At 60.2% G+C, this 23,821-nt stretch carries 20 protein-coding genes; 12 read left to right on the forward strand and 8 right to left on the reverse strand.

Going from position 1 to position 23,821, the window contains the following annotated elements; genetic code table 11:
• Nucleotides 1–2: 2 nt before the first annotated feature.
• The 3 genes from cyoA to hmpA all read right to left on the reverse strand — a co-directional run bounded on the left by cyoA (nt 3) and on the right by hmpA (nt 3,685).
• Complete coding sequence (cyoA, locus tag BXA01_RS10465; protein ID WP_024014231.1) at nt 3–944, reverse strand: ubiquinol oxidase subunit II; 942 nt, start codon at nt 942–944, stop codon at nt 3–5.
• 827 nt (nt 945–1,771) lie between these two features.
• On the reverse strand, nt 1,772–2,281 hold the full coding sequence (locus tag BXA01_RS10475) for a disulfide bond formation protein B (protein WP_041479949.1): 510 nt from the start codon (nt 2,279–2,281) through the stop codon (nt 1,772–1,774).
• A gap of 222 nt (nt 2,282–2,503) precedes the next feature.
• A complete protein-coding gene (gene hmpA / locus BXA01_RS10480; protein WP_076564059.1) occupies nt 2,504–3,685 on the reverse strand; it encodes an NO-inducible flavohemoprotein in 1,182 nt (393 codons plus the stop codon).
• A gap of 163 nt (nt 3,686–3,848) precedes the next feature.
• Between hmpA and norR the strand changes: the two genes are divergently transcribed.
• The 5 genes from norR (at nt 3,849) to BXA01_RS10505 (ending at nt 8,331) form a co-directional block, all read left to right on the forward strand.
• Nucleotides 3,849–5,408 (forward strand): nitric oxide reductase transcriptional regulator NorR, encoded by a 1,560-nt coding sequence (gene norR / locus BXA01_RS10485; RefSeq protein ID WP_076564060.1) that lies wholly within the window; start codon nt 3,849–3,851, stop codon nt 5,406–5,408.
• A gap of 229 nt (nt 5,409–5,637) precedes the next feature.
• Entirely contained in the window at nt 5,638–6,540 is a 903-nt protein-coding gene (locus tag BXA01_RS10490; RefSeq protein WP_016773296.1) for a chemotaxis protein CheV, read from the forward strand.
• Nucleotides 6,541–6,543: 3 nt separating this feature from the next.
• Nucleotides 6,544–7,026 (forward strand): GNAT family N-acetyltransferase, encoded by a 483-nt coding sequence (locus BXA01_RS10495; RefSeq protein ID WP_076564061.1) that lies wholly within the window; start codon nt 6,544–6,546, stop codon nt 7,024–7,026.
• Nucleotides 7,027–7,171: 145 nt separating this feature from the next.
• Nucleotides 7,172–7,498, forward strand: coding sequence for a hypothetical protein (locus BXA01_RS10500; protein ID WP_076564062.1), 327 nt, complete (start codon nt 7,172–7,174; stop codon nt 7,496–7,498).
• An 83-nt stretch (nt 7,499–7,581) separates the two neighbouring features.
• Nucleotides 7,582–8,331, forward strand: a complete 750-nt coding sequence (locus tag BXA01_RS10505) for a YkgJ family cysteine cluster protein (protein WP_076564063.1) — start codon at nt 7,582–7,584, stop codon at nt 8,329–8,331.
• A gap of 134 nt (nt 8,332–8,465) precedes the next feature.
• Here the strand turns inward: BXA01_RS10505 and BXA01_RS10510 are convergent, their stop codons facing one another.
• Nucleotides 8,466–8,705 carry a hypothetical protein gene (locus tag BXA01_RS10510; protein ID WP_064364310.1) on the reverse strand — a complete coding sequence of 80 codons (240 nt, stop codon included), beginning with the start codon at nt 8,703–8,705 and terminating at the stop codon, nt 8,466–8,468.
• Between the two features lie 409 nt (nt 8,706–9,114).
• Between BXA01_RS10510 and BXA01_RS10515 the strand changes: the two genes are divergently transcribed.
• From BXA01_RS10515 to BXA01_RS10545, 7 genes are all read left to right on the forward strand, one after another.
• Nucleotides 9,115–10,275 carry an efflux RND transporter periplasmic adaptor subunit gene (locus BXA01_RS10515; protein WP_076564064.1) on the forward strand — a complete coding sequence of 387 codons (1,161 nt, stop codon included), beginning with the start codon at nt 9,115–9,117 and terminating at the stop codon, nt 10,273–10,275.
• Nucleotides 10,272–13,385 (forward strand): multidrug efflux RND transporter permease subunit, encoded by a 3,114-nt coding sequence (locus BXA01_RS10520; RefSeq protein ID WP_076564065.1) that lies wholly within the window; start codon nt 10,272–10,274, stop codon nt 13,383–13,385. The genes BXA01_RS10515 and BXA01_RS10520 overlap by 4 nt, the downstream gene beginning before the upstream one ends.
• Nucleotides 13,386–13,392: 7 nt before the next feature.
• Nucleotides 13,393–14,070: a heavy metal response regulator transcription factor gene (locus tag BXA01_RS10525; protein WP_016773287.1), complete on the forward strand. Its 678-nt coding sequence runs from the start codon at nt 13,393–13,395 to the stop codon at nt 14,068–14,070.
• On the forward strand, nt 14,060–15,424 hold the full coding sequence (locus BXA01_RS10530) for a heavy metal sensor histidine kinase (protein WP_076564066.1): 1,365 nt from the start codon (nt 14,060–14,062) through the stop codon (nt 15,422–15,424). Before BXA01_RS10525 ends, BXA01_RS10530 begins: the two co-directional genes overlap by 11 nt.
• Nucleotides 15,425–15,724: 300 nt before the next feature.
• Entirely contained in the window at nt 15,725–15,946 is a 222-nt protein-coding gene (locus BXA01_RS10535; RefSeq protein WP_016773285.1) for a hypothetical protein, read from the forward strand.
• Between the two features lie 194 nt (nt 15,947–16,140).
• Nucleotides 16,141–17,457 carry an OprD family porin gene (locus BXA01_RS10540; protein ID WP_076564067.1) on the forward strand — a complete coding sequence of 439 codons (1,317 nt, stop codon included), beginning with the start codon at nt 16,141–16,143 and terminating at the stop codon, nt 17,455–17,457.
• Nucleotides 17,458–17,642: 185 nt separating this feature from the next.
• Complete coding sequence (locus BXA01_RS10545; RefSeq protein WP_076564068.1) at nt 17,643–19,151, forward strand: sensor domain-containing diguanylate cyclase; 1,509 nt, start codon at nt 17,643–17,645, stop codon at nt 19,149–19,151.
• A gap of 203 nt (nt 19,152–19,354) precedes the next feature.
• On the opposite strand, the gene lpxC is transcribed toward BXA01_RS10545, so the two are convergent.
• The 4 genes from lpxC to BXA01_RS10565 form a co-directional block, all read right to left on the reverse strand.
• The gene (gene lpxC, locus BXA01_RS10550; protein WP_007916984.1) at nt 19,355–20,266 is read right to left on the reverse strand and encodes a UDP-3-O-acyl-N-acetylglucosamine deacetylase; all 912 of its coding nucleotides are present in this window, start codon (nt 20,264–20,266) and stop codon (nt 19,355–19,357) included.
• A gap of 112 nt (nt 20,267–20,378) precedes the next feature.
• A complete protein-coding gene (gene ftsZ, locus BXA01_RS10555) occupies nt 20,379–21,575 on the reverse strand; it encodes a cell division protein FtsZ (protein WP_016773283.1) in 1,197 nt (398 codons plus the stop codon).
• A gap of 103 nt (nt 21,576–21,678) precedes the next feature.
• A complete protein-coding gene (gene ftsA, locus BXA01_RS10560; protein ID WP_016773282.1) occupies nt 21,679–22,938 on the reverse strand; it encodes a cell division protein FtsA in 1,260 nt (419 codons plus the stop codon).
• A gap of 15 nt (nt 22,939–22,953) precedes the next feature.
• Nucleotides 22,954–23,820: a cell division protein FtsQ/DivIB gene (locus tag BXA01_RS10565; protein WP_039761388.1), complete on the reverse strand. Its 867-nt coding sequence runs from the start codon at nt 23,818–23,820 to the stop codon at nt 22,954–22,956.
• Nucleotide 23,821 lies beyond the last annotated feature (1 nt).

Consider the following 23,821-nt stretch of genomic DNA (forward strand, 5'->3'; position numbering starts at 1 on the left):
GTTTACTCCTCTGCCCCGGCAGCTGAATGCGAACCCGCGTCAATATCCGTGGCCGCCACTTCTTTCTCTTTCTTCTCGTGCTTCAGCGGCTTGCCCGGCTTCATACCTTCGTACTTGTCGACGATGATCTGGAACTGGTTCGGCGTGACCGACGAGTAGAGTTCGACTGGGTTGTTCTGGCTCGGTTTGGCCAGGGCCGCGTATTCAGCCTGATCAAGCTGTTTAGGCGACTTCTTGACTTCACTTACCCAGGCGTCGAAATCTTCCTGAGTGGTGGAGATAGCCTTGAATTTCATACCGGTGAAACCGGCACCGCTATAGTTGGCGGAGATACCGTCCATCTCAGCGTTGCGGTCAGCGATCAGGTGCAGCTTGGTCTGCATGCCCGCCATCGCGTAGATCTGGCCGCCCAGGCCCGGGATGAAGAACGAGTTCATCACGGCGTCGGAGGTGATCTTGAAGTTGATTGGCGTGTGCGCCGGGAACACGATCTTGTTGACCGTGGCAATGCCTTGTTCCGGGTAGATGAACAGCCACTTCCAGTCCAGCGCGACAACTTCGATGGTCACCGGCTTGACGTCAGACTCGATCGGACGATACGGGTCCAGCTCGTGAGTCGAGATGTAAGTGATGTAACCCAGGGCGATGATGATCAGCACCGGGATGGTCCATACGGCCACTTCGATCTTGGTCGAGTGCGACCACTTCGGCGTGTAGACGGCGTTCTTGTTCGAAGCGCGGTACTTCCAGGCAAACAGGAAGGTCATGACGATGACCGGCACGACGACCAACAGCATCAGCAGCGTGGCGGTGATGATCAGGTTGCGCTGTTCCAGGCCGACCTGGCCCGTTGGATTGAGCAAGGTCATGTTGCAGCCTCCCAGCAACAACGTGCCGAGCAGCGGCACTAGGCCTAGTAATCTGGGGTACCTGTTTTTACTCATCTCACGACCTCTAAAGCAGCTTGCGCAATGCAGTTGGGTTTTGATCGCCAACACTTCACCCTGCCAAGGGTTGGCATTTTCTTTGGATTGAATAAGGGCCGCCCGTCGCGCGTCTCACGCTCGACAAAACCTTGGGACAGCGTTCAGTTCTTATTCGAATTCGTGGTCAAAGGCCTTGTTACAGACCAATTCCATTTGGTGCGGAAAATTGGAAAGGCACCGACACCAGGGTGTCTCGAAAGCCTCGCGGCTCGCTCGACACCCGACCTCCTGATCAGTTCCTTGATAAAGGCTGAACAGCGTCGGGAATTCAGTGCGGGCGATTGTAGATAGGTAGCGCCCTATACACCATGTCTTATCCCGAAATAATTTTTATCACTCAGAGCAACAATCCATCGCCATTTTTGCAAAAGTTGCGCAAGTTATCGAAAGCGTTTCTCAATAAAAGCGGCAAAATCTGCCAGCGTAACCGCCTCAAATCAGACAGCTCTGCACCCGATCTACAAACGCTGGAGCGGCGCAAAGCCCGATGTTCCAAGGGCTTCGTCCATCTGCCGGCGCCTGTTAAAACTGCCTGCTCTGGTACGTCCGTGCTCAAGCCCGAAAACACTAAAACTGGCCAATGTTTTTATGTAACAGGCGGCCAATCCGCCGCATCCCGAGCCCCTGCGACAGCCCCTGTGTGACAACATGTCGCACATTTGCCGCACGCTTCATTGCCGTTCGTCACGGTGTTTTCACAAACGCTCTGAAATGCAAAACGCCCCGATTTTCATCAGCGAAAATCGGGGCGTTTTGTTTATCGGCAGCTCTGCCGAGAAGTTGACTCAGCGCAGCGCTTTTCGATTACGCGAAGTCAGCAGAGGCACCAGAATCACCACCAGCACGAACGCCACCAGCGCCCATTGCGCCAGCGACAGACCGAGGATCGGCGGATACGGCGTCGAGCAGAAACCGTCGACCTGGAAGCCCAGCGGGAAAATTTTCGCCAACGGCAGATCATCGACAATCGGTTGCAGCACATCGACGCCACAACTCACCGCCGGATAGAACTGCGTATAGACGTGATGCCCGGCCACACCGGCCCCGGCAATCGCACAGATCACTACCAGTGTCTCGAACACGGTGATGCTGCGACGGCTACGCATGCCCGCACCGATGAAGGCGAACACTGCAATCAGCAACAGTGCATAGCGCTGCAGAATGCACAGTGGGCAAGGTGCTTCGCCGAGCACGACCTGCATGTAAAGTGCGCCGCCGATCAACGCCAGGCAGATGATCCCCAGCAACACCAGATAGCGCCGCTCACGCCCCAACCGCATCGTTTCCTCGCTCATTGCCTTTCCTTTGTAAGTCCATGGTCCAGCCGGCCGGCGGCTGAAATTGTCGCAAGTCTACACCGGGGCAATAAACGATAGAGCGGTTAAGGAATGATTAACCAACATGGCTTCGCGGCGCGCAGAAGATTCGCGAGCAGGCTCGCTCCCACAATGGATCTGCGTCGAACGCAAATCCGGTGGGAGCGAGCCTGCTCGCGAACGAGACAACTCGGTTTCAGATCACTCCAGAGCAGCAGCCGGGCCGAAGAACTCGTAACGGCTCTGTTTCTCCGGCACGCCCAACGCTTTCAGGTGCCGTTTGATCGCGCCCATGAACCCTTTAGGCCCGAGGAAGTACGCATCGACATCGCGCTGCGCCGGCAGCCACTCGCCGAGCAGTTCTTCGCTGAGCAGGCCGACCTTGTCCGCCGCCGGGCTGACCCCATCTTCTTCGGCGTAGCAATAGAAGCGTTTGAGCTGCGGATGACGCGCCGCCAGCGCATCGACCCAGTCACGGAATGCGTGGACGCTGCCATTGCGCGCGCAGTGGATAAAGTGCACCGGACGTTCGGTGGCCAGCGCTGCTTCCAGCATAGCCAGCGTCGGGGTGATGCCGACGCCGCCGCTGATCAGCACCAGTGGTTTGTCGCTGGCCGCCAGGGTGAATTCGCCCGACGGCGGGAACAGCTGAATGCTTGAGCCGACGTGCAGTTGATCATGCAGATAGTTGGACGCGCGGCCATTCGGTTCACGCTTGACGCTGATGCGGTACTGGCCGTTATTGGCCAGTGCCGACAGCGAATAGTTACGACGGATTTCTTCGCCGTCGAGCACCAGCTTCATGCCGATGTACTGACCCGGTTCGGCCGCAAGAATCGGCCCTTTGTCCGCCGGTTCGAAATAGAACGAGGTGATTTCCGCGCTCTCCTGCACCTTCGCTGCGACGATGAATTCCCGCGCACCGCGCCAGCCGCCGACAGCTTGTTCCTTCTGGTCATAGATCGCGGTTTCGGCGCCGATGAGGATATCGGCCAATTGCCCGTACGCAGCCCCCCAGGCACTCATTACTTCAGGTGTGGCGATCTCTTCGCCGAGCACTTCGGAAATGGCGCGCAGCAGGCAGGTGCCGACGATCGGATAGTGTTCCGGCAGAATCTGCAGGGCCACGTGCTTGTTGATGATTTTGGTCACCAGATCGCCCAACTGGTCGAGCTGATCGATGTGCCTGGCGTACATCAGCACGCCGTTGGCCAACGCACGCGGCTGATCGCCACTGGCCTGATGCGCCTGGTTGAACAGCGGGCGCACCTCCGGGTATTCGGAGAGCATCATGCGGTAGAAATGCGTGATCAACGCCTCGCCGCCGCTTTCCAGCAGAGGCACAGTGGATTTGATGATGGCACGATCCTGGACGCTAAGCATAAGGTGACTCCTGCGCTTTCTTGAAAGATTGGCTTAGGGATATCAGCTTTCGTGCCAACAAATTAATCCATTAAATTCAACGGCTTGAGACATGAGTAGTCATTTCGACACAAATGAACGTATAGTCATCGCGACTACACCTTGTCTATTTGACTACATGCCCATGACCGCCAAATCCTTGCTTACCGCCCTGCTGCCTCTGGTCGCCGACCTCTCCCGCGAACTGCCCGAAGGTGAGCGCTACCGGCGTTTGCTCGAGGCCATGCGCGCCTTGTTGCCCTGCGATGCCGCCGCGTTGTTGCGTCTGGATGGCGAATCATTGGTGCCGCTGGCGGTGGATGGCTTGAGTACCGACACCCTCGGCCGGCGCTTCAAGGTCAGCGAGCATCCGCGTTTTGAAATCCTGCTGGCCGGCGCCGGGCCGACGCGCTTCGCCGCCGACAGCGACTTGCCCGATCCTTACGACGGTTTGGTTGATGGCCTCGACGATCATCTTGAAGTTCACGACTGCCTCGGCTGTCCTTTATTCGTCGATGAAAAACTCTGGGGCCTGATCACCCTCGACGCACTGGACCCCGAGCGTTTCGAGCCGATCGAACTCGACGCCCTGCAAGCCTTCGCCAGCCTCGCCTCGGCCACGGTCAATGCGGCCGAACGCATCGAACGTCTGGCCACCCGCGCCGAAGACGAGCATCAGCGCGCCGAGGTCTACCGTCAGGCCAGCGGTCAGCAGCACCGCGAAATGATCGGCCAGAGCAAAGCGCACAAACGCTTGGTGGAAGAAATCAATCTGGTCGGCGGCAGTGATCTGACCGTTCTGATCACCGGCGAAACCGGCGTTGGCAAAGAACTGGTCGCCCAAGCCATCCACGCTGCCTCCGCGCGCGCCGACAAACCGATCATCAGCCTCAACTGCGCCGCCCTCCCCGACACGCTGGTGGAAAGCGAACTGTTCGGCCACGTGCGCGGCGCCTTCACCGGCGCCACCAGCGACCGGCGTGGCAAGTTCGAACTGGCCAATGGCGGCACGCTGTTTCTCGATGAAGTCGGCGAGTTGTCGCTCACAGTCCAGGCCAAGTTGCTGCGCGTGCTGCAGAGCGGTCAGTTGCAGCGCCTGGGTTCGGACAAGGAGCATCAGGTCGATGTGCGTCTGATTGCCGCGACCAATCGCGATCTGGCCGAGGAAGTGCGCAGCGGTCGCTACCGCGCCGACTTCTATCACCGTTTGAGCGTGTATCCGCTGCGAGTGCCGGCGCTACGCGATCGTGGGCGTGATGTGTTGTTGCTCAGTGGTTTCTTTCTCGAGCAGAACCGCTCGCGCATGGGCCTCAACAGCCTGCGTTTGAACAGTGATGCTCAGGAAGCGCTGCTCGCCTATACCTGGCCGGGCAATGTCCGAGAGCTGGAGCATTTGATCGGGCGCAGTGCGCTGAAGGCGCTGGGTAACTGCAAAGTGCGGCCGAAGATTCTGAGTCTGAGCGCGGCGGATCTGGATTTGCCCCGAGAGGTTGTGGATAACGTGGTTGCGCCTGCCAGTGCCGACTTGGCCAATGTGATGCCGATGATCACCGGGGATTTGCGCAACGCCACCGATGAGTTTCAGCGGCGGTTGATCGGTGCAGCGCTGGAGCGTCACCAGGATAACTGGGCAAGTGCGGCCCGGGAGTTGGGGGTGGATCGGGCGAATCTTGGGCGGATGGCCAAGCGTTTGGGCATGAAATAACCGCGCCATGTAGCTTGCTTGATGACCTGTGGTGAGGGGATTTATCCCCGTTGGACTGCGCAGCGGGCCCGTCTTTTGCGGCCGCTACGCGACCCAACGGGGATAAATCCCCTCGCCACAGATGTTTTTTGTCCAGCCGACAACTGAGCTAAAGCCCCACCTTCTGACGCCGATAACACGGCATCAAAGGTTTCTGGCGATTCCCACTCTCGCCCCACAGAAGGTTCTTATGTCCTCCACCAAAGCCCGCGCAGATTCACTTTCGCTTCTGCTGTTTACCTTGCGCAGCGGCAAGCTGATGGCGATCAACCTGCTGAAAGTCAGTGAAATCATTCCCTGCCCGCCGCTGACCAAGCTGCCAGAGTCGCACCCGCACGTCAAAGGCATCGCCTCCCTGCGCGGTGCATCGCTGTCGGTGATCGACCTCAGCCGCGCGATCGGCGAGCGGCCTCTGGAAGATCCCAACGGTGGCTGCCTGATCGTCACCGATGTCAGCCGTTCCAAGCAGGGTCTGCATGTGCAGGCAGTAAGCAAGATCGTCCATTGCCTGACCACCGACATCAAGCCACCACCGTTCGGCTCCGGCGGCTCGCGCGCCTACATCACCGGCGTGACCTCGGTGGACGGTACGCTGGTACAGGTGCTGGACATCGAAAAAGTCATCCACAGCATCGCCCCGGCGCAGATCGAAATGGCGCCGACCGACCTGACCATGGAAGACGCCGAAGTGCTCGGCAACGCGCGCATTCTGGTCGTCGACGACAGCCAGGTGGCCCTGCAGCAATCGGTGCACACCCTGCGCAACCTCGGCCTGCAATGCCACACCGCGCGCAGTGCCAAGGAAGCCATCGACTGCCTGCTCGACCTGCAAGGCACCGCGCAGCAGATCAACCTGATCGTCTCCGACATCGAAATGTCGGAAATGGACGGCTACGCCTTCACCCGCACTCTGCGCGAGACCCCGGACTTTGCTCACCTGTACGTGCTGCTGCACACCTCCCTCGACAGCGCGATGAACAGTGAAAAGGCCCGACTGGCCGGTGCCAACGCGGTGTTGACCAAGTTTTCCTCGCCGGAACTGACCCAACGTCTGATCGAAGCCGCCAAGCACGTCGCGGCCAACGGGCACTGAGTCTTGGCCGAGACGTTTTGCTTCTTGCTGCGCCGCGACTTGAGTGGGGTTCTGCCGGATGCGCAGTGGCCAGACGGGATTGAGCTGTCCGTCTACCGCGAGGAACTGGCGCCGGCGGTGCATCAGTTGATGCAGCTCGGACAGCTGGAAGGTGGCGGTCGAGTGCCGTCACTGCACGACTGGCGTCAGCGCTTCGCCAGCGACCCTGAATACGATCCAGCATTGTGTTTCGTGGCCTGCGATGCCGAGGGCGTGGTGGGCGTGGCGCAGTGCTGGACCAGTGCCTATATCAAGAATCTGGTGGTGCACCCGCGAATGCAGGGCCGGGGGCTTGGACGCGCGTTGTTGTTGCATGCCTTCAGCGTCTTTCAACAGCGGCGCGAGGGGTTTGTCGATTTGAGGGTTCTGGAGGACAACCTGCGGGCGCAGCGGTTGTATGAGAGTGTCGGGATGGTTGTGGTTCGGCGCGAGCTAGTGCCCGACTGATCTACCGCTTTCGCGAGCAGGCTCGCTCCCACAGATGGATTGCATTTCAGACTGTGGGAGCGAGCCTGCTCGCAAAGGGGCAGCACTGGCAACTTCCGCTATCCGACAGACTCCAACCTTGGCCATAACCAAGGATGCCCCAACCATGAAAGCCATCACCCTGGCCCTGCTCAGCCTCACCGCCCTCGCCTCCCAGGCCCACGCCTCCAGCCCCGACGCCTGGGCTGCCTATGACAAGACGGTGCTCGCCAGTTGCACCAAGGCCAGTGGCCTGAAAAACGTCAAACCGGTCGGCACACCTGCGCAATTCGATGACCGCGTCGGTTACACCGCTGTCCTGCTGCAAGGCCAATACCCGCAAAAACACATGAAAGGCCAGCAAGGCAGCGAGCTGTGCCTGTACAACAAACAGTCGAAAACCGCGTTCGTCACCGAGTGGGATTCGATTCGTCCGGTCACAAAATCCCGCTGAGTGGCGCAGTCCTTGCTTCGATCCGGTTCTGTGCGATGGTTTTCTGCCGTCGTTTCACACCCTGATTGAAGACAGATCGCTCAATGAATACGACGTTTTCCTGTGTAGGTTGCGGCAAATGCTGCACTGACCACCATGTCCCGCTGACGCTGGCCGAAGCCCGCATGTGGGCGGCGGATGGCGGTCAGGTGATCGTGCTGGTCGAGGCGTTTCTCGGCAATGGCCTGGGCCTGCCAGCGCAGCAGCGCGAACATGCCGAGCGCCGTTCGGCGGTGGTCCGCAGTGGCACTACTGATGCTCACGTGGCGATCACCTTTGCCGCCTACAACGTCGGCCCCTGCCGGAATCTTGACGAAGACAAGCGCTGCCGGATCTACGAGCGCCGCCCGCTGGTCTGCCGGATTTACCCGGCGGAAATCAATCCGCACATCTCGCTCAATCCAGCTGCCAAGGATTGCCCGCCAGAGTCCTGGGAGCAGGGGCCGGAGTTGATTGTGGGAGGCGAGTTGGTTGATCGGGCACTGGTTGAGCTGATCCAGCGTTCGCGTCAGGCGGATCGGGATGACATCAGACTCAAGGATGCGATCTGCGCAACGTTGGGGATTCGCACCACGGCGCTCAAGGGCGACGGGTTCACCGCGTACTTGCCGAACATGGATGCCTTTGCGGCAGTGATCGACCAAGTGAGCGCGCAACCGCTGGCGGCGCGAACCAGCGAATGGCTGTTTCATTTGTCCGGCGATGATGTCGCCGGACAGGTACTGGCTGCGGGTGGGCAGGTGGTGACGGAACCGGCGCAGACTTATGCGTTCATTTCATTGCGCGCGGCTTGATCTGATATTTGTGCTGTAGCGGATGTCGCTTTCGCGAGCAGGCTCGCTCCCACAGGTTTGGGTTCTACACAAATCCAATGTGGGAGCGAGCCTGCTCGCGAAGAGGCCAGCACAAGCACCATCACTTTCCGATGTCAGCGCTTGCCCATCGACCGACGCGTGCCCGGTGGCGCCATGCCCGGGGTTTTGGTGTGGCCATTCTTCGCGCCATTCTTGTACCACGGCTGATTCGAGCCTTTCGCCGAAGCCAGCTCGCCCGGCTTGAACGGGAACTTGAACGCCGGGATCTCGGCCTTGGTTTCGCTGGCATCAGCCACGTCAGCCGGGACGTCGCTCACAGCGTCGTCAACCGGCGGTTGGGTCGGGGAAGTCATAAAAGCTCCGGGAACATAAAGTCGGCCCGATCAGTGAGCCGCAAAGGCGCGCAGTATACCTGTGCGCTCTGGCTCGGCATCTGGAGATTTGCACCGTGCGCTGAACGGGTTTCCCTTCACCCTAACCCACTCCCGAGGGAGAGGGGACAGACCGAGGTGTTTACTCGAGGTTCGCCGACATAAGATACCGAGTCGAACTCAGGTTCGAAAAGCCCACAAATCGGCTCCCTCTCCTTGGGGAGAGGGCTGGGGTGGGGGGCGAATCCAACACAAGACCATCGCCGCACACTGCTACTCCCCATCTATACAAACGAAACTGACAATCCTGACAGCCAGCCGTCACCCTGCCGACCGCCTGAGCGGTTTATAACTGGTCAATCTGCCCAAACTCCAGACTTCGGCGCCGCGCATGTCCATCCAGAAAAACAAAATCCTGCTGGCCACTCTCCTGATTCTGCTGGCAGCCGCCGGCCTGTGGTTCGCGCTGAAACCGGCGCCGGCCAAACTGGCCAGCCCGACCGCCATTCCTGTGCGGGTGGTGACGGTCAGCGCCAAAGACGTGCCGCGTTACACCAGCGGCATCGGCTCGGTGCTTTCGCTGCACAGCGTGGTGGTGCGTCCGCAGATCGACGGCATTCTGACGAAAATTCTGGTCAAGGAAGGCCAACTGGTCAAAGCAGGCGACCTGCTCGCCACCATCGACGACCGCTCGATCCGCGCCAGCCTCGACCAGGCCCGAGCGCAGTTGGGCGAGAGCCAGGCGCAGTTGCAGGTCGCGTTGGTCAATCTCAAGCGCTACAAATTGCTCAGCGTCGACGACGGCGTGTCGAAGCAGACCTTCGACCAGCAGCAAGCGCTGGTCAACCAGCTCAAAGCCACGGCACAAGGCAATCAGGCCTCGATCGATGCGGCGCAGGTGCAGCTGTCCTACACGCAGATTCGCTCGCCGGTCACCGGGCGCGTCGGTATTCGTACGGTCGATGAAGGCAACTTCCTGCGCATGACCGACACCCAGGGCCTGTTCACCGTCACGCAGATCGACCCGATCGCCGTCGAGTTCTCCCTGCCGCAGCAGATGCTGCCGACCCTGCAGAGCCTGATCAGCGATCCGCAACGCGCACCGGTCAAGGCTTACATCGGCGCCGACACCGATGGCGAAACCGGCAATCTGCTCGGCGAAGGTCAGCTGACCCTGATCGACAATCAGATCAACGCCAACACCGGCACCATCCGCGCCAAGGCCGAGTTCGCCAATGCCAGCCAGAAGCTCTGGCCGGGTTTGCTGGTGACGGTAAAAATCCAGACGGCTGTGGATAAAGATGCGCTGGTGGTTCCGCCCACCGTCGTACAGCGTGGCCTCGAACAACACTTCGTTTACCGTGTGAAGGACGACAAGGTCGAGGCAGTGCCGGTACAGATGATTTATCAGGGCAGCGGTCAGGACATCATCAAAGGCGTCAACGCCGGTGACGTACTGGTGACCGACGGCCAGTCGCGGCTCAAGCCCGGGGCGATCGTGCAAGTCATGAGCGAGCCGGCGCAAGTGGTGCAGGCGGAGCCGAAGCCATGAACTCGCATAAAGGCATATCGACCTGGTGCATCGATCACCCGGTGGCGACGATTTTGCTGACGTTCGCTTTGGTACTGGTCGGCGTAATTGCCTTCCCGCGTTTGCCGATTGCGCCACTGCCGGAAGCGGAATTTCCTACTATTCAAGTGTCGGCGCAGTTGCCCGGCGCCAGCCCCGACACCATGGCTTCCTCAGTGGCCACGCCGCTGGAGGTGCAATTCAGCGCCATCCCCGGCATGACCCAGATGACCTCGAGCAGCGCGCTGGGCTCAACCCTGCTGACCTTGCAGTTCACCCTCGACAAAAGCATCGACACCGCCGCCCAGGAAGTGCAGGCGGCGATCAATACCGCCGCCGGCAAGTTGCCCAAAGACATGCCGACGCTGCCAACATGGAAGAAGGTCAACCCGGCCGACAGCCCGGTGTTGATTCTCAGCGTCAGCTCGACGCAAATGCCCGGCACCGAACTCAGCGACCTGGTGGAAACCCTGCTCTCGCGTCAGATCAGTCAGATCGACGGCGTCGGCCAGATCAACATCACCGGTCAGCAACGCCCGGCGATTCGCGTACAAGCTTCGGCGGACAAACTCGCGGCCATCGGCCTGACGCTGGCCGACATTCGGCTGGCGATCCAGCAGACCAGCCTTAACTTGGCCAAAGGTGCGTTGTACGGCGAATCGAGCATCTCGACGCTGTCGACCAACGATCAGTTGTTCCACCCCGAGGACTACAGCGAGCTCATCGTTTCCTACAAGGATGGCGCCCCGGTTCACCTGCGCGATGTCGCCAAAGTCGTCAACGGTGCGGAAGATGCCTACGTGCAGGCCTGGGCCGGTGATCGCCCGGGTGTGAATCTGGTGATTTTCCGCCAGCCCGGCGCCAACATTGTCGAGACCGTTGACCGCATTCAGGCCGCCCTGCCCGGCCTCGAAGCGATGCTGCCGGCCTCGGTGCAGGTGAAAACCCTGATCGACCGCACGCAGACCATTCGCGCCTCGCTGCATGAGGTGGAAATCACTTTGCTGATCGCGATCCTGCTGGTGGTCGCGGTGATGGCGCTGTTCCTGCGCCAGTTGTCGGCGACGCTGATTGTCTCGGCGGTGCTCGGTGTCTCGCTGATCGCCAGTTTCGCCCTGATGTACGTCCTCGGCTTCAGCCTGAACAACCTGACGCTGGTGGCGATCGTCGTCGCGGTCGGCTTCGTCGTGGACGATGCGATCGTGGTTGTGGAAAACATCCATCGCCATCTCGAGGCCGGCGATGATATGCGCGAGGCGGCGATCAAGGGGGCCGGCGAGATTGGCTTCACCGTCGTTTCGATCAGTTTCTCACTGGTGGCGGCGTTCATTCCGCTGCTGTTCATGGGCGGTGTGGTCGGGCGCCTTTTCAAGGAATTCGCCCTGACCGCGACTTCGACCATCATGATTTCCGTGGTGGTCTCGCTGACACTGGCGCCAACCCTTGCTGCGCTGTACATGCGCAAACCGGTGCATCACGCCAGCGCCAAACCGGGTTTCAGCGAGCGCTTGCTCGGCTGGTACGAAAAAGGCCTGCGCCGCGCCCTCGACCACCAGAAACTGATGATTGGTGTGTTCGGTTTATCGTTGGCGCTGGCTGTTGCCGGTTACATTTTCATTCCCAAGGGGTTCTTCCCGGTGCAGGACACCGGTTTTGTCCTCGGCACCACCGAAGCCGCTGCGGATATCTCCTACGGCGACATGGTGAAAAAACACTTGGCGATGGCCGAAATCGTTGCAGCCGATCCGGCGGTGCAGGCGTTTTCGCACTCGGTCGGGGTTTCCGGCAGCAACCAGACCATCGCCAACGGGCGCTTCTGGATCGCCCTGAAAAAACGTGGCGATCGCGATGTCAGCGCCAGCCAGTTCATTGATCGCATCCGCCCGCAACTGATGAAAGTCCCCGGCATCGTTCTGTATTTGCGCGCAGGGCAAGACATCAACCTCAGCTCCGGCCCCAGCCGTGCGCAGTACCAATACGTACTCAAGAGCAATGACGGCGCGACCCTCGCCACCTGGACCCAGCGCCTGACCGAGAAACTGCGCAGCAACCCGGCGTTTCGCGACATTTCCAACGATCTGCAACTGGGCGGCAGCATCACCCATATCAGCATCGACCGCAGCGCCGCCGCGCGTTTCGGCCTGACCGCCAGCGATGTCGACGAGGCGCTGTACGATGCGTTCGGCCAACGGCAGATCAATGAATTCCAGACCCAGGTCAACCAGTACAACGTGATTCTCGAGCTGGACACCAAACAGCGCGGCAAGGCCGAAAGCCTCAACTATTTCTATCTGCGCTCGCCGCTCAGTGGGGAAATGGTGCCGCTGTCGGCGCTGGCCCGATTTGACGCGCCAACCATCGGCCCGCTGTCGATTGCCCATGACGGCATGTTCCCCGCCGCCAATATGTCATTCAACCTCGCCCCCGGCGTGGCATTGGGCGATGCGGTGATTCAGCTCAATCAGGCCAAGGCCGAGATCGGCATGCCCACCGCGATCAGCGGCAATTTCCAGGGTGCGGCGCAGGCGTTCCAGAGTTCGCTGGCCAGCCAGCCGTGGCTGATTCTCGCGGCGCTGGTGGCGGTGTACATCATTCTCGGCGTGCTTTATGAAAGCTTCGTGCATCCACTGACGATCATTTCGACCCTGCCGGCGGCAGGCCTCGGCGCGGTGATCATGCTGTGGATCTGCGGCCAGGACTTTTCGATCATGGCGTTGATCGGGCTGGTGCTGCTGATCGGTATCGTCAAGAAGAACGGCATCCTGATGATCGACTTCGCGCTTGAAGCGCAGCGCCAGCGCGGTCTGCCGCCGCAGGAGGCGATTTTCGAGGCGTGCATTACCCGGTTCCGGCCGATCATCATGACCACCCTCGCCGCCCTGCTCGGTGCGTTGCCGCTGATGCTCGGTTACGGCACCGGCGCCGAATTGCGCCAGCCGTTGGGCATTGCCGTGGTCGGTGGTTTGCTGGTCAGCCAGATGCTGACGCTGTTCACCACGCCGGTCATATACTTATGGCTCGAGCGGCTGTTTCATCGGCACTCACACCCACCAGCCCCAACGCCCGCAACGGCACTGGCGACCACAGACTGAGGCGGTCATGCGCGTCCTGATTATCGAAGACGAAGAAAAAACCGCGGACTATCTGCACCGTGGCCTGACCGAACAGGGCTACACCGTGGACCTTGCCCGCGACGGCGTCGAAGGCCTGCATCTGGCGCTGGAATGCGACTACGCCGTGATCGTCCTCGACGTCATGCTGCCGGGGCTCGATGGCTTCGGCGTACTGCGCGCATTACGTGCGCGCAAGCAGACCCCGGTGATCATGCTCACCGCCCGCGAGCGCGTCGAAGATCGGATAAAGGGCCTGCGCGACGGCGCCGACGATTACCTCGGCAAACCGTTTTCCTTTCTAGAACTGGTCGCCCGCCTGCAAGCGCTGACTCGCCGCAGTGGCGGCCACGAACCGGTACAAGTGACCATCGCCGACCTGTGGATCGACCTGATCAGCCGCAAGGCCACCCGCGCCGGCACGCGCCTGGACCTGACGGCGAAAGAGTTCTCCCTGCTCAGCGTGCTCGCCCGTCGCCAGGGCGAAATCCTTTCGAAAACCGCGATCGCGGAAATGGTCTGGGACATCAATTTCGACAGTGACGCCAACGTCGTCGAAGTCGCGATCAAACGCCTGCGCGCCAAGCTCGACGGGCCGTTCAACGAAAAGCTGCTGCACACCATTCGCGGCATGGGTTATGTGCTGGAGAGCCGTGGTGTCCAGTAACTCGATTGCCTTGCGCCTGAGCGGCATGTTCACGCTGGTGGCACTGGTGGTGTTTCTGTTGATTGGCGGCGCGCTGTATCAACAGGTCGACAAGGGCTTGGGATTGTTGCCCGAAGCCGAGCTGGATGCGCGGTACAGCGTGCTCGAATCCACCGTCGGCCGTTACGGCACGCCGGAGCATTGGGTGAAGATCAACAACAAGCTCAAGCTGCTCGGCGAAGAAGACAAGCGCATCAGCTTCTGGATCAGCAGCGGTGATCCGCGCTACGAATACGGCAACCTTACGCCGCAGATTCGCGCGGCCATCAACGGCCCGTTGGGCATGCACGATCTGCAACTGCCCGATCAATCCTACCCACTGAAAGTGCTGGTCAGTCAGTTCCCCGCCAAGGACCAGCGCCCGCCGTTGCGCTTCATGATCGGCATAGACACCGAGACATTGCATCAGACCCAGCATCACTTGCTCATCGCCCTGATCAGTCTGGCGATTGTCGGGGTGCTGCTGGCCTCTGCATTGGGCTATTGGGTCGCAAGAATCGGTCTGAAGCCGTTGATCAAACTGTCGCAGGAAGCCCAGCGTCTGGCACCACCGCTGCGCGCCGGGCGCTTGCGTCTGTCGCCGCTGCCGCCGGAACTGGAGCAGTTTGTCGAATCGTTCAACTCAACTCTGGAACGGGTTGAACTGGCCTATTCGCGGCTGGAATCGTTCAACGCCGACGTCGCTCATGAACTGCGTTCGCCGCTGACCAACCTGATCGGCCAGACCCAGGTCGCACTGACCCGTGGGCGCTCCGCCGAACACTATTTCGAAGTGCTGCAATCCAACCTCGAAGAGCTGGAGAGACTGCGCTCGATCATCAACGACATGCTGTTTCTGGCCAGCGCCGATCAGGGCAACAAAGCGACCAAACTGACCTCGACGTCACTGGCTGATGAGGTCGCGACGACGCTGGACTATCTGGATTTCATTCTTGAAGACGCGCAGGTTGAAGTGCAGGTCAGCGGCGATGCGCAGGTGCAGATCGAGGTCGCGCACCTGCGCCGGGCGCTGATCAATTTGCTGAGCAACGCGGTGCAGCACACCGAACCGGGTCAAGTGATCGAAGTGCGCATCGAAGTTGAAGAACATCAGGTGAGCATTGGCGTGGCCAATCCCGGGACGCCGATTGCCAGCGAGCATCTGCCGAGGTTGTTCGAGCGGTTTTATCGGGTTGATGCCTCGCGTAGCAACAGCGGCAACAACCACGGCCTGGGGCTGGCGATCGTCAAGGCGATTGCGCTGATGCATGGCGGGGATGTGTTTGTGCGCAGTGATCGTGGCATGAACACCTTCGGCATCAACCTCCCGGTCTGAATGCTGAGCCAAGCCCTGTGGCGAGGGGATTTATCCCCGCTCGGCTGCGCAGCAGTCGCAAATCCTGTGCACAAGGTCCAAGAATCTTTGAGGCTGGAATTCTTGGGGCCGCTTCGCAGCCCAACGGGGATAAATCCCCTCGCCACAGGCCACCATTACGCAAAGACTGGGGTCGTTCCCCGTGCCGATCTTTGCTTTTGCTGTAACAGTCATTTATGAAAATCGCGCTGTTTCCCAACCCCCGGCAACCTTATCTTTGCCCGCACCAAACAGCACTCGCCAAGCGAGAAGGTTTTCAAGATGTCCAACAGTATGGGTATTGCCAGCGCATTCGTTTTGTCCTCACTGATCCTGTCGCCGATGGCGATGGCTGAAGAATCGCAAGCGTTCGTGGCGCACAACGTCGCTCGCGCGCAGGCATTCGATCAGCATCAGGCCGAAGTGATGGCCAAGGCTCAAGACGCGACGCAATCCCCGCAGGCTGCTACTTCCCAGGCTCAAGCGCTCGAGAAAGACAGCTGAGTCTCACCGCGAAAGGTTTCCCTCGACGCGGTTGTTTGGCTCTTCCCGTTCAACCGTCGTCACTCCAGGCCGCTGCCATTCAGCGGCCTTTTTTCATTGTGGTCTGAAAGCCGTCTGCTGCGTCTGTAACAACAAGAAACATCAAGCCGCTCAAGAAACAGAGCGGCCCGCTGACCCAAGGAGCCCCACCGCACGTGTTTTACCCTGCCCGCCTCACCCCGCTGTTCATTGCAATTGCCGCAACGATTGCCCCCGCTGTCCACGCCGATGAGTCTGCCCAACAGGGCTTCATCGCAGGCTCGAGCCTCAACCTCAACGCCCGCAACTACTACATGAATCGCAACCGCTTGCAGAAGGCGGACGACAATATCGAGTGGGGTCAGGGTTTTCTCGGCGTGTTCCAGTCTGGCTACACCGAAGGCACGGTCGGCTTCGGCGTCGATGCCCATGCCATGCTCGGCTTGAAACTCGATGGCGGAGGCGGGACCGACGGTTCGAGCATCCTGCCGATCAGCGATGGCAACGGCAAAGCGCCGGGCTCGTTCTCCACCGCAGGCGGGACGTTGAAGATGCGCGCCTTCGATACCGAGCTGAAGGCCGGTGACCTGTTCCTCACCAACCCGGTGATTGCCGGCGGCGACACGCGGATGCTGCCGCAGACCTTTCGTGGCATCAGCCTGAGCAACCACAGCTTCGACGGCTGGCTGATCGAAGGTGGCCAGGCCAGTTTCACCAAACCCTATAACCAGAGTGGTCATACCCGCATCGGAACGTCATACGGCACCCTCGCCGACGGCGACGAAAGCCAGCACCTGAACTGGGCCGGTGTGGCCTGGAGCGGCGTTGAGGGCCTGACGAGCAGCCTTTACGCGTCCGAGCTCAAGGACATCTGGAACCAGTACTACTACGACCTCGACTACACCTGGCAACTGAACGATCTGGTCAGCCTCAACCCGGGCCTGCACTTCTATCACACGCAAGACACCGGTGATGCGCTGCTCGGCAACATCGACAACAACACCTGGAGTGCGCATTTCACCGTTGGCATCGGCAGCCACAGCGTCACTGCCGCCTATCAGCGGGTCAACGGCAACACGCCGTTCGACTACATCAGCCAGGGCGACAGCGTTTATCTAGACAACTCGCAGCAGTATTCGGACTTCAACGGCCCGAACGAACGCTCGTGGAAGCTCAAGTACGCTTACGACTTCACCGGTGTCGGCATCCCCGGCCTGACTTCGGCGCTGTCTTATTCACGCGGCACGGTGGACCTGACTAAAGCCGACCCTAACAGCGCAGGCTATTCCAGCTGGTACAGCGCCGATGGCCGCAACGCCAAACATTGGGAACGCGATATCGATTTGCAGTACGTCGTGCAAAGCGGCCAGGCCAAGGATCTCGCGGTGCGCCTGCAATGGGCGACCAACCGGGGCGGCAACGGCTACGGCGCGATTGATTCGGATACAGATGAATACCGCGTGATCATCGACTACCCGGTCAACGTCTTCTAAGATCGGCGCTGCGCTTTTCAGACCCTGTGATTTCCCCTGTGGGAGCGAGCCTGCTCGCGAAAGCTGATTGTCAGTCAACATCTGTGTTGAATGACACACCGCTTTCGCGAGCAGGCTCGCTCCCACAGGTTCGTCCGGCGTCAGCCCAACTAAGCTTATGAAACCACTCCAACCGGCTCCCCATCATGATCGCCAGCCGCACGCCCTCCATCACAGGCCTTACCGGTCGCCCCGAGCGCCTGCTGATCCTCGGCAGCCTGCTGACCGTGATTGCGATGGTGTGCATCGTCACCTTCCTGCTGATCCGCGAGTACGCCAGTGCGCAGGAAGTCGCCACGCGCCGCGCCACTACCATTGCGCAATTGATCGACGCCGATGTGCTGCGCACCGTCGAGCTGTACGACCTGACGCTGCAAGGCCTGATCGCCGCCGCCCAGCGTGACGACCTGCAGAACGTCTCGCCGCAGATCCGTCATCTGGCGCTGTTTGATCGCTCTGCCACCGCGCGCTTCAAGGGCGACATCCTGCTGCTCGACAAGCATGGCGAGGTGATCGCCGACTCCTCGCGCATCGAAGCGAAACCGGGCAATTTCGCCGATCGCGATTATTTCCTCGCCCACGCATTCAACCGCGACATCGGCATGTTCATCAGCCGCCCGTTCAAGACCCGCTGCGATTGCGAAGAGGCTGATCAGTGGCGCATCAGCTTCAGCCGACGCATCTCCTCGCAGACCGGCGAATTCCTCGGCGTAGCGGTGGCTTCGCTGAAACTCGACTACTTCGACGACCTGTTCAAAAGCCTCGACATCGGCACCGACAGCACACTGAACATCATCAACAGCGATGGCGTGCTGCTCGCGCAGAAGCCCTATTTGCAAAGCGATTCGGTCGGCAAGAGTTTCGGCAACCGGCCCAACGTCGTGCGGATTCTCAACGATCGCGATGGCAGCGGCAGTTTCACCAGCACCTCGAGCATGGATAAACAACGGCGGCTCTACACCTACTCGCGGGTCGGCAATCTGCCGTTGACGGTGATGGTCGCGCTGTCCAGCGAGGAGGTGTTCGGCACGTGGCGGCGCACGGCGATCCTGATCAGCGGCGCCACCGGCGTGTTGTGCCTGGGCCTGTTGTGGCTGACCTGGCTGCTCGCCCGGGAACTGCGTTTGCGCCATCGCGCCGAACGCGAACTGGCGCAACTGGCTGCCACCGATGATCTGACCGGCGTTGCCAACCGACGCATGCTCGACCAGACCCTGCGCCACGAATGGTTCCGCGCGCAACGCTCGGGCCAGCCGCTGTCGGTGATGATGATCGATGCCGACCACTTCAAGGCCTTCAATGATCGCCATGGCCATCAGGCCGGGGATCAAGTCTTGCGTGAACTGGCCAAGGTAATCACCGCGAACGTGCGGCGTCCGGCGGATCTGGTCGCGCGGTATGGCGGTGAAGAATTTTCGGTGATTCTCGCCGAGACCAACAGCGCAGGAGCGCAGCAGATCGCCGAGCAGATTCGCCAGGCTGTGGAAAACTTGCCCTGGGTCGAAGGCGCTGAGCGGGCGATGACCGTGAGTATTGGCATTGCCACATGGACGACGGCGAGCGAGATGACACTGGAGCAGTTGTTGTTTGCAGCGGACAAGGCGTTGTATCAGGCCAAGGAAGGGGGCCGCAATCGGGTGGTGGTATCAACCTGAAGTCTTGCAATGGTGGTAATGGCCCCATCGCTGGCAAGCCAGCTCCCACAAGGATTTGAGGTGCGCTGCAAATTTTTGTCTCACCCGTAAACCTGTGGGAGCTGGCTTGCCAGCGATGAGGCCGGTGCAGACAAAGCAAAAATCACAGGCATAAAAAAAGGCCATCCGAGGATGGCCTTCAAAAAACTAGAGAGGTTTTTTACTTACACCGCCGCAACCGGGCGCATGTAAGAGATTGGTGCGGTGCTGGCGTCTTCGAACGTCACCACTTCCCACGCATCTGTCTGCTCAATCAATTTGCGCAGCAGCTGGTTGTTCAGCGCATGACCGGACTTGAAGCCTTTGAACTCACCAATCAGGCTGTTGCCCAGCAGGTACAGGTCGCCAATCGCGTCGAGGATCTTGTGTTTGACGAATTCGTCTTCATAACGAAGACCGTCTTCGTTCAACACGCCATCAGCGTCGACCACGATCGCGTTTTCCACGCTGCCGCCGAGTGCGAGGTTGTGCTTGCGCAGGTACTCGATGTCACTCATGAAACCAAAGGTACGGGCGCGGCTGACTTCTTTTACGAACGAAGTGCTGGAAAAATCCACGCTTGCACTCTGGGTGCGGTCCCGGAATACCGGGTGATCGAAATCGATCTCGAAGCTCACCTTGAAGCCTTCGAAAGGGACGAAAGTGGCGCGCTTGTCGCCGTCTTCCACTGTCACTTCACGCAGGATGCGGATGAATTTCTTGGCGGCGTCCTGTTCTTCCAGGCCTGCCGATTGAATCAGGAATACGAAGGGTCCAGCGCTGCCATCCATGATCGGGACTTCGGACGCGGAGAGCTCGACGTAGGCGTTATCGATGCCCAGGCCAGCCATGGCCGAGAGCAAGTGCTCTACCGTGTCCACTTTGACGTCGCCATTGATCAGCGTCGTCGACATAGTGGTTTCACCGACGTTTTCCGCGCGGGCAGGAATCTGCACCACAGGGTCGAGGTCAGCGCGACAAAACACAATGCCAGTGTCGACAGGCGCAGGCTTGAGGGTCAGATAGACCTTCTCACCGGAGTGCAGGCCTACACCTGTGGCACGGATAATATTTTTCAGTGTGCGTTGTTTAATCATGGCTTGGGCCGCTTCAGCGCAAATTGCGAACTGGTATCAACAAAGGCTGGCGATGATAGCAGACCATGCCTTTGCTGAACACCAATCACCTTCATAGCCCTGATACATTCCATCAATCGGCCTGACGACGCAGGAATGCCGGAATGTCCAGGTAATCCAGGTCATCCTGCGGATTCATCTTCGCGGCAGCCGCAGCACCGGCCTGAGCCTGGTTGCGCATGACGGTCGGACGGTCCAGATCACGGTAGTTCACCGCTGGCTGCTCCTGACGGGCCGGAGCCGGTTGTTGCACCTGCGCCGAGGCCATGGAGGTGTGAACGGTGTTGTCGATGACCTTCACAGGCTTCTCGATTTTCGCGCCCAGACCGGTGGCAACCACAGTCACGTGCAACTCGTCGCGCATGTCCGGATCGATAACGGTACCGACCTTGACCATCGCGTGCTCGGAAGCAAAGGCTTCGATGATCGAACCAACGTCGGAGTACTCACCCAGAGACAGGTCAGGACCGGCGGTGATGTTCACCAGAATACCGCGCGCGCCTTGCAGGTTGACGTCTTCCAGCAACGGGTTGCGGATTGCCGCTTCGGTGGCTTCACGTGCACGGTTTGGACCGCTGGCGCAGCCAGTGCCCATCATCGCCATGCCCATTTCGCTCATCACGGTGCGCACGTCGGCGAAGTCGACGTTGATCATGCCCGGACGCTTGATGATGTCGGAGATACCGCGAACGGCACCGGCCAGTACATCGTCAGCCTTGGCGAAAGCCGACAAGAGGCTTGCGTCTTTGCCGAGGATGGTCAGCAGTTTTTCGTTTGGAATGGTGATCAGCGAGTCGACGCTTTCCGAAAGCATGCGGATGCCTTCGTCGGCGATCTGCATACGCTTGCGGCCTTCGAACGGGAACGGACGGGTCACGACCGCAACGGTCAGGATGCCCATTTCCTTGGCCACTTCGGCGATGATCGGCGCTGCACCGGTACCGGTACCGCCGCCCATGCCGGTGGTGATGAACACCATGTTGGTGCCGGCCAGCACTTCAGCGATGCGCTCGCGGTCTTCCAGAGCGGCTTGACGGCCGACTTCAGGATTGGCGCCGGCACCCAGGCCCTTGGTCACGCCAGTGCCCAGTTGCAGGATGGTCCGCGCGCCGATGTTTTTCAGCGCTTGAGCATCGGTGTTGGCGCAGATGAACTCAACGCCTTCGATGTTGCTCTTGACCATGTGATTGACAGCGTTGCCGCCGCCACCGCCGACACCGATAACTTTGATTACCGGGCTTGCGGGGATGTTGTCTACGAGTTCGAACATTTTCCCTCTCCTTACATTCTCTAGTTTTTTCGCCTACTACTGTTTGTAGCGGTGTATCTACTGCAGTTGCTTGCCGCTTGAAGCTTGTCGCTCCAGGCTGCTTTTAAAAATTGCCCTGAACCCACTTTTTCAGTCGGTCCAGCAGCGGCGCCTGAGGCTCTTCGCTGCTGTAGCTGTCGCGGCTGCCGATGCCGGAGAACGAAACTCCATCGGACTGCTTTTGCAGGCCGTACATCAACAAGCCGACGCCAGTGGAATAAATCGGGTTGCGCACCACGTCATCCAGACCTTTCACGCCATGCGGCACACCGAGGCGCACCGGCATGTGGAAGATTTCTTCGGCCAGTTCAGTGGCGCCTTCCATTTTCGACGTACCGCCGGTGAGCACGATGCCCGCCGGGATCAGGTCTTCGTAGCCGCTGCGACGCAGCTCGGCCTGGATCAGGGTGAACAGTTCGTCGTAACGCGGCTCGACCACTTCGGCCAGGGCCTGACGCGACAGCTCACGCGGTGGACGGTCGCCAACGCTCGGCACCTTGATGGTTTCACCGGCACCGGCCAGTTTGGCCAGGGCGCAGGCGTAACGGATCTTGATCTCTTCGGCGTACTGGGTCGGAGTGCGCAACGCCATGGCGATGTCGTTGGTCACTTGATCACCGGCAATCGGGATCACCGCGGTGTGACGGATCGCGCCTTCGGTGAAGATCGCGATGTCGGTGGTGCCGCCGCCGATGTCGACCAGGCACACGCCCAGTTCTTTCTCGTCGTCGGTCAGCACCGAGTAGGCCGAGGCCAGTTGCTCGAGAATGATGTCGTCGATTTCCAGACCGCAGCGACGCACGCATTTTTCAATGTTCTGAGCAGCGTTGACGGCGCAGGTGACCACGTGAACCTTGGCTTCCAGACGCACGCCGGACATGCCCAGCGGCTCGCGCACGCCTTCCTGGTTATCGATCACGTAATCCTGCGGCAGGGTGTGCAGCACGCGCTGGTCAGCCGGGATCGCCACGGCCTGGGCGGCGTCGAGTACACGCTCAAGGTCCGCCGAGCTGACTTCGCGATCACGGATCGCGACGATGCCGTGGGAGTTCAGGCTGCGGATGTGATTGCCGGCCACGCCGACGAACGCCGAGTGAATGCGGCAGCCGGCCATCAGTTGGGCTTCTTCGATCGCGCGCTGGATCGACTGCACGGTGGATTCGATGTTGACCACCACGCCCTTCTTCAGGCCGCGGGACGGATGCGTGCCGATCCCGACGATTTCCAGCTGGCCGTCGTCCGCGACCTCGCCTACCAGCGCCACCACTTTGGAGGTGCCGATATCCAGACCGACGATCATTTTGCCGCTTTGCACGTTTGCCATGGGTCCTGCCTCTTCTTAATTCTTTGCGACAGCGGGTTGGGCTGTCGTCGGCGCTACGGGTTCCCGCCAGCCAACAGCGAGGCCGTTGGCGTAGCGCAGATCGATGCGCGCAATGTTCGTAATCTGCTCTTTCAGCGTCTTGTCATAGATGGCGATAAAGCGGCGCATCTTTTCCACCAGGTTGCCGCGTCCCAGCAGCAACTCGATGCCGGGGCCGGAACTGCCGGCACCGGTGGTCAGGAACCAGCTGCCGCGTTCACGCAATTCCAGGCGTGCGATCGAAAAACCCAGCGGCCGCAGCATCTGGCTCAGCACCTGATACTGCTGCATCACCTGCTGCTGAGCCCGTTGTGGGCCGAACAGCTGCGGCAGGTGTTCGTAGTTCGCCAGTTCCTTGGGCGTGAACGCCTGGCCCTGGTTGTTGAGCAACGACTCGTCGCCCCAACGCGCCACCGGCAATTGCTCTTCGAGGCGGATCACTACCTGATCCGGCCATACCCGGCGCACTTCGGCGTGGGCGATCCAGGGCATCTGCTCGAGCTCGGTACGCATACCGGCGAGGTCGATGGTGAAGAAGCTCGACGCCACGAACGGCGCGATCCGCTGCTGCACCGCCTGCTGGCTGATGTAGCTCAAGTCGCCCTGCACCGCGATCTTGCTGATCGGCCGGTCGGCGTACGGCAGCAGACGCTGCGCACCTTCGTAGGTGCCAAAGCCCAGCGCCACCAGCAGCACTGGCCAGAACAGACTTTTCAGAAAGCTGAAATTGGCTTTCGGCAGGCGCGCGGACATCGGCTCTTTCGCCACCATTCGGCTGGCACCCCGCGGCACCGGCTTGCGGCCGGGTGCGGGTGGCTGATGTCTGAGATGAGCGCCTTGCATG

Source organism: Pseudomonas sp. B10 (assembly GCF_900156235.1).
Lineage (GTDB): Bacteria > Pseudomonadota > Gammaproteobacteria > Pseudomonadales > Pseudomonadaceae > Aquipseudomonas > Aquipseudomonas siliginis.

Excerpts from the sequence above, each read along its gene's own strand:
- ftsA (WP_016773282.1), bottom strand. The coding sequence starts at position 22,938 with ATGGCAAACGTGCAAAGCGGCAAAATGATCGTCGGTCTGGATATCGGC.
- ftsZ (WP_016773283.1), bottom strand. The coding sequence starts at position 21,575 with ATGTTCGAACTCGTAGACAACATCCCCGCAAGCCCGGTAATCAAAGTT.
- BXA01_RS10515 (WP_076564064.1), top strand. The coding sequence starts at position 9,115 with ATGTCCATCCAGAAAAACAAAATCCTGCTGGCCACTCTCCTGATTCTG.
- lpxC (WP_007916984.1), bottom strand. The coding sequence starts at position 20,266 with ATGATTAAACAACGCACACTGAAAAATATTATCCGTGCCACAGGTGTA.
- BXA01_RS10520 (WP_076564065.1), top strand. The coding sequence starts at position 10,272 with ATGAACTCGCATAAAGGCATATCGACCTGGTGCATCGATCACCCGGTG.
- BXA01_RS10505 (WP_076564063.1), top strand. The coding sequence starts at position 7,582 with ATGAATACGACGTTTTCCTGTGTAGGTTGCGGCAAATGCTGCACTGAC.
- BXA01_RS10475 (WP_041479949.1), bottom strand. The coding sequence starts at position 2,281 with ATGAGCGAGGAAACGATGCGGTTGGGGCGTGAGCGGCGCTATCTGGTG.
- cyoA (WP_024014231.1), bottom strand. The coding sequence starts at position 944 with ATGAGTAAAAACAGGTACCCCAGATTACTAGGCCTAGTGCCGCTGCTC.
- BXA01_RS10545 (WP_076564068.1), top strand. The coding sequence starts at position 17,643 with ATGATCGCCAGCCGCACGCCCTCCATCACAGGCCTTACCGGTCGCCCC.
- BXA01_RS10510 (WP_064364310.1), bottom strand. The coding sequence starts at position 8,705 with ATGACTTCCCCGACCCAACCGCCGGTTGACGACGCTGTGAGCGACGTC.
- BXA01_RS10565 (WP_039761388.1), bottom strand. The coding sequence starts at position 23,820 with ATGCAAGGCGCTCATCTCAGACATCAGCCACCCGCACCCGGCCGCAAG.
- BXA01_RS10500 (WP_076564062.1), top strand. The coding sequence starts at position 7,172 with ATGAAAGCCATCACCCTGGCCCTGCTCAGCCTCACCGCCCTCGCCTCC.
- hmpA (WP_076564059.1), bottom strand. The coding sequence starts at position 3,685 with ATGCTTAGCGTCCAGGATCGTGCCATCATCAAATCCACTGTGCCTCTG.
- BXA01_RS10490 (WP_016773296.1), top strand. The coding sequence starts at position 5,638 with ATGTCCTCCACCAAAGCCCGCGCAGATTCACTTTCGCTTCTGCTGTTT.
- norR (WP_076564060.1), top strand. The coding sequence starts at position 3,849 with ATGACCGCCAAATCCTTGCTTACCGCCCTGCTGCCTCTGGTCGCCGAC.
- BXA01_RS10525 (WP_016773287.1), top strand. The coding sequence starts at position 13,393 with ATGCGCGTCCTGATTATCGAAGACGAAGAAAAAACCGCGGACTATCTG.
- BXA01_RS10535 (WP_016773285.1), top strand. The coding sequence starts at position 15,725 with ATGTCCAACAGTATGGGTATTGCCAGCGCATTCGTTTTGTCCTCACTG.